Annotated in this window: 7 protein-coding genes; 4 read left to right on the top strand and 3 right to left on the bottom strand. The window is 70.3% G+C overall.

The features are described from left to right. Both SPOPO_RS34645 and SPOPO_RS0101325 read right to left on the bottom strand, forming a co-directional pair. On the bottom strand, nt 1–519 hold a 519-nt coding region (locus tag SPOPO_RS34645), incomplete at its 3' end, for a hypothetical protein (RefSeq protein WP_019872982.1). A gap of 179 nt (nt 520–698) precedes the next feature. Continuing rightward, complete coding sequence (locus SPOPO_RS0101325) at nt 699–1601, bottom strand: hypothetical protein (protein WP_019872983.1); 903 nt, start codon at nt 1599–1601, stop codon at nt 699–701. A 322-nt stretch (nt 1602–1923) separates the two neighbouring features. On the opposite strand from SPOPO_RS0101325, the gene SPOPO_RS0101330 reads away from it, so the two are divergent. Together SPOPO_RS0101330 and SPOPO_RS35425 are read left to right on the top strand one after the other, a co-directional pair. After that, complete coding sequence (locus tag SPOPO_RS0101330; RefSeq protein ID WP_019872984.1) at nt 1924–2481, top strand: hypothetical protein; 558 nt, start codon at nt 1924–1926, stop codon at nt 2479–2481. After that, a complete protein-coding gene (locus tag SPOPO_RS35425; RefSeq protein WP_019872985.1) occupies nt 2478–2726 on the top strand; it encodes an excisionase family DNA-binding protein in 249 nt (82 codons plus the stop codon). The genes SPOPO_RS0101330 and SPOPO_RS35425 overlap by 4 nt, the downstream gene beginning before the upstream one ends. 55 nt (nt 2727–2781) lie before the next feature. On the opposite strand, the gene SPOPO_RS0101340 is transcribed toward SPOPO_RS35425, so the two are convergent. Next, nucleotides 2782–2964: a YegP family protein gene (locus tag SPOPO_RS0101340; RefSeq protein ID WP_028984421.1), complete on the bottom strand. Its 183-nt coding sequence runs from the start codon at nt 2962–2964 to the stop codon at nt 2782–2784. A gap of 311 nt (nt 2965–3275) precedes the next feature. On the opposite strand from SPOPO_RS0101340, the gene SPOPO_RS0101345 reads away from it, so the two are divergent. Together SPOPO_RS0101345 and SPOPO_RS26885 are read left to right on the top strand one after the other, a co-directional pair. After that, complete coding sequence (locus SPOPO_RS0101345) at nt 3276–3527, top strand: helix-turn-helix domain-containing protein (RefSeq protein WP_019872987.1); 252 nt, start codon at nt 3276–3278, stop codon at nt 3525–3527. Then, the coding region (locus SPOPO_RS26885) for a site-specific integrase (RefSeq protein WP_156869454.1) at nt 3524–4467 on the top strand (944 nt) is incomplete at its 3' end. The genes SPOPO_RS0101345 and SPOPO_RS26885, both read left to right, overlap by 4 nt.

The following is a 4467-nucleotide window of genomic DNA, read 5'->3' on the forward strand; positions in this document are numbered from 1 at the left end:
CATGGTCGTTGACACATTGTCCCGCTTGAGGCCTCGCGTCGTGACCTTGCCATTGCCTCGATTCTTTCGTCCGGTCTTACTGGTGTCCTGGCAGTCGGTCACCGTCGCGGTGTCACCGTCCACTGACTGCACCGCGGGATTCAAGACGGGTTCGCCGTACCCAACCTCGCCGATCTCCTCGGCGGCGAACATCCCGCGGAGTACGCGTTCGAGCGCGGGGTCGGTGGTGAACGGTTCGAGCAGCATGCGCCGCTGTTCCTTGGCGGCCATCGAGATCTCGGTCTGGCGGGCGAAGAATTCGCGGTAAGCGGCAAGGATCGCGGCCTCATCGCTCGAAAGGGTCGGAGTCGCGGTTGCCGCGGCGCCGGAAGCGACCGGCCCCTCGGCATTCACGCCGCCGTCGGAGCTACATGCACCAACCCCGGCCAGGACCATCGCCGTGGCCACGGCACAGGTCACCCGGCGCGGTGCACAGGCCCCCAACGTCGCGCCCCGGGACAGCCTTTTGGTCAGGAACATCCGTTACACCCCCTTGCTCCCGGGACGGTCCTATCACCGGGCTCGGACGGTTCGCAGGGTTTCGGCCAAATCCGTGGCATCTCCGGGCAAGCCGACCACGCCGGCCACGCATTCGTGGTGGACATACGCCCCTGTGTGCGCGATCCCGTCCAGATTTCCGCGGGCGGTTCCGCTGGCGATCACGACGCCAGCGACCGCCCCTGAACCAGCTCCGGCGCAACCGTGACCGTGCGGGCCGGGGTGCCGAGGCCAGCCTCCCGAGTGGCCCGCACCGCCAGATCCACGGCCGAACCACGCAAGGCTGCCGGGCCGCCGCTCACCAGACGCTCGACCAGGCCGGGCCAACCGGGAGCCCCGAGCAGAAGCACGGTGAGCCGTCGCGCCTGCCATCCCGGCACGCCTAGGTACAGCGCGAGGCTGCGCCACCCGGGCACCTCGGCCTCCTCGGGGCGGTTGCGCACCCCGTGCTCGGCGACGTGCAGCACTGTCTCGCGGGCCGCCGCCGGCGACCAGCCGCCGCGGGTGAGGACCCCGGCCAGGAGGTCGATCGTCGGGTCGGCCTCGGACGGAAGCTCGTCGGTGACCGGTCGGTCGTAACCCTGCTCCACCAAGGCCGTGAGGCTGAGAGGACGGGTCAGGGCCGCGTCGTCGGCGACGGCCCGCCACTCCCCGGCTCGTCGGCGATCGCCACCTCCACTGGCCCGGAACTGCTCCACCCGCCAGGCCGTCCGGGTCGCGGTGCGGTAGCGCTCGGCCATCCGTTCGCCGACCACGGCGCGACGTACCGCGGTCGCGACAAAGCCCCATGGGGACCCGGCGGACCTGATGCCGCGGCCGGCGAGTGCCTCCCACGCGACCGTCCATCCGCTCGCCTCCGCGGCCTCGGCGGCCGACCCCACGAGCCCGGCGGACCGGACCGCCGGGCGCACCACCTCACGCCGGGCGTAGGCAAGGACCACGTCGCCGGTGGAGCTGTTCCACCCCTCGACAGCGATCCGGTCGAGAGCGGCGAAGAGCTGCGGGGCGCTCTCCGCGGCGGCGAGCAGGGACTGACGGTCGAGCGTCATCGCGGTGTTGGACATCGGGGCCTCCCGTGGCTGGTATTGGTGGCAGCACGGTCCCGATCCCCGGTTGTCACGATGCTTGACAGCCGACCCATTTCCGCAGCTCAGGGAGTTGTCACGATGCTTGACGCGCGATTGCCATGCGCTTGCCGGCGCCGCCGCCGGGCCGACCGGGCGACCGGAGATCCGTCTCCCGCCGGGCCGCGGAATGCTCGGCAAATCACCGCGGATGGAGGCCCGCCGTCAAGCATCGTGACAACCCGCAGACCGGATCCTGAACGCCCGCGGATCGCGTCTCGGCCTCGTCCGGGACGTCCCAACTGACGCGAAGGAGCCAGCGATGAACTACGGCCCAGACCTCCCTCACGAGTCCCCGCGCCGCGTCGTCCAACGACCGCTTCGGGCAGCCGACAACGGCGCGGCAACGCCTGCCGGGCACAGCACCAGACTCTCCGCGGTAGTCATCGCCCGGCAGCTCGATGAGCTCGTGCGCGCCCTGAACTACGCCACGCTCTCCGGACACGCGGGCCTGGAGTCGGCCGCCGAGGCCTATGAGGTACTCAGTTCGTTGCAAGCGGCGATGACCAAACTGCCCCAAGCCTGCGCGCAACTGGCCGACTTCCTCAGCCGCGCCGACGCCACCCGCGCCCTGCGGGCCGGACGGGGCTTCCCCTACGCCGGCCACCCTGCGGTGGCGGTCGAGGCGGCTATCTTCACCCTCGGCCAGGCCGCGCTCGCCGCAGGCGCCACGGGCGCCGCCCTAGGACAGGCTCACCAGGCAATCAGCGGACTGTCCCAGGCCGAGACCCACCCCCGCTCGGGTCAGCGGACGACGCCCAGCCGGCGGCACGCGACGGACGTGGGCGCCGCGGACCGCGGTCGGGGGATCGAGCTGTGAACCGGCGCGCGACGACAACCGCGAGGATCCCGGCCCAGGCCACGTCCAGCCCACTTCAGGCGCACCAACCCGACGCCCTGCGCCTGTTGCTCACCGTCGAAGAAGCCGGCGCGGCCCTCGGCGTCGGGCGCAGCCTGATGTACGAACTCATCGCACGGGGAGAGATCCAAACCGTCCGAGTCGGCCGGCTACGTCGGGTCAGACCCGATGATCTGCGCGACTACGTCACATCCCTCACCGAGTAGCCGCCCCTCACCCGACCGGAGCCCGACGAACAGGAGGGCGGCATTGCCCCTTGGCTCAGTCGTCGACCTCGACGATGGACGCTCCGTCGGCGGCGCGTTGCACCGCCTCGCATCCGCCCTTCGCCCCGGCCAGGCTGTCATAGGCCTCACCGACGGCAACAATCTCACCGTTGCCGGCCTTGAGCCGGAAGCGGAACTTCCCGGCCTTGTCCTCGTACACCTCGAACTTGCCCGCCATGACGGCTCCGTTTCGTTTCGCGCCGGCCTCCCACATCCGCACGCGCGGCCCCGGCCGAGCAACATCGAGGGCATCCTCGCGGATGAGTCTCGCGCCACGCCAGCGCTCCGTGATTGCTGACCGACCGGGGTTCGGTCCGCTCCCGGATGCAACGCCAGCTGGCCCATCGGCGGCAGGGCGCTTCGATCTGGCCGCGATCGCGCACACAGACCGACATGCAACCTCAGCCTCAGCAGCGGACCAAGCTCCCGGAATGCGTCTCCGGACCCGGTAGCACTGGCGCATCCTTCGGTGTGCGCCGATCCCGGCCGATGCTGCCGTCCACCGAGGTGCGGAAGGTAGTCGTGGTAGCCGCAAAGGACCTGCTCACGCAGCCACCAGTTCTGCCCACCGTCGAGGACGCAGCGCGTGCGATGACGGTCGGACGCACCACCGCCTACCAGCTTCTCGCCGCCGGGTCCTTACGTCCGGTAACGATCAACCGTGCCCGCCGGATCCCCCTCGATGCCGCCCGCAACTATGTCGCGGACCTCGGCGCGGAGCACGACAGGGGACCGAATTGAGTCGCAGCGCCAACGGCCGCTCCTCGATCCACGAAGGCGCTGACGGCTATTGGCATGGCTGGGTCACCGTGGGCGTTCGTCCCGACGGCACCCCGGATCGCCGACACCGCATGGCCCGCTCCAAAGCCGAGATCACGAAGAAGGTGCGTGAACTCGAACGCAAGCGCGACGCAGGCCAACTGGCAGCACCGGGGTCGGTACCCACGGTCGCGGACTGGCTGCGGACATGGCTGGACACCATCGCGCCACGGACTGCCTCCGCCACGACTATCGAGACCGTGTACAGGCCTCGGCTCGAGCGGTGGGTGATTCCACGCATCGGCGGGCACCGATTGGACCGCTTGCGCCCGGAGCATCTCGACGCGCTGTACCTCGACCTGGCCGCCGAAGGCTTAGCCACCAAGACCGTTTTGATGGTCCACCAGATGCTTGGCCGCGCCTATCGCATGGCGATGCGCCGCGGCTTCGTGGGAAGCAATGTCACCGCCTTCGTCGACGCGCCACGGCACCGCGAGCCTGAGATGAGCCCGCTTACGCAAGCAGAGGCGCGACGGATCCTCGCCGCCGCAGCCGAGGTGCCGAACTCTGCTCGGTGGTCGGTCGCATTGGCGCTCGGCCTCCGTCAAGCGGAGGCGCTGGGCCTGCGCTGGCAACACGTCGACCTCGACCGCCAGCAGATCCGCGTGTTCCAGCTGCGACAAGAGCCCTACAGGCACGGCTGCGAACAACCCGCGGTCTGCGCCGAAGGCCGCCACCGGAGCCGCTGCGGTTCCGGCTGTTCCGGCCACGCCCGGTACTGCCCCGAGCGTGTCGGAGGCGAATGGCGCTTCCACGAGCCGAAGGGCGGCAAAGCTCGCACCATCGTCCTCCCCGCTCCGCTCGCCAAGCAGCTGGTCCAGCACCGCACCGCTCAAGACGCCGCCCGAGCGGCGGCCGAACC

This window comes from Sporichthya polymorpha DSM 43042 (assembly GCF_000384115.1).
In the GTDB taxonomy this organism is placed as follows: domain Bacteria; phylum Actinomycetota; class Actinomycetes; order Sporichthyales; family Sporichthyaceae; genus Sporichthya; species Sporichthya polymorpha.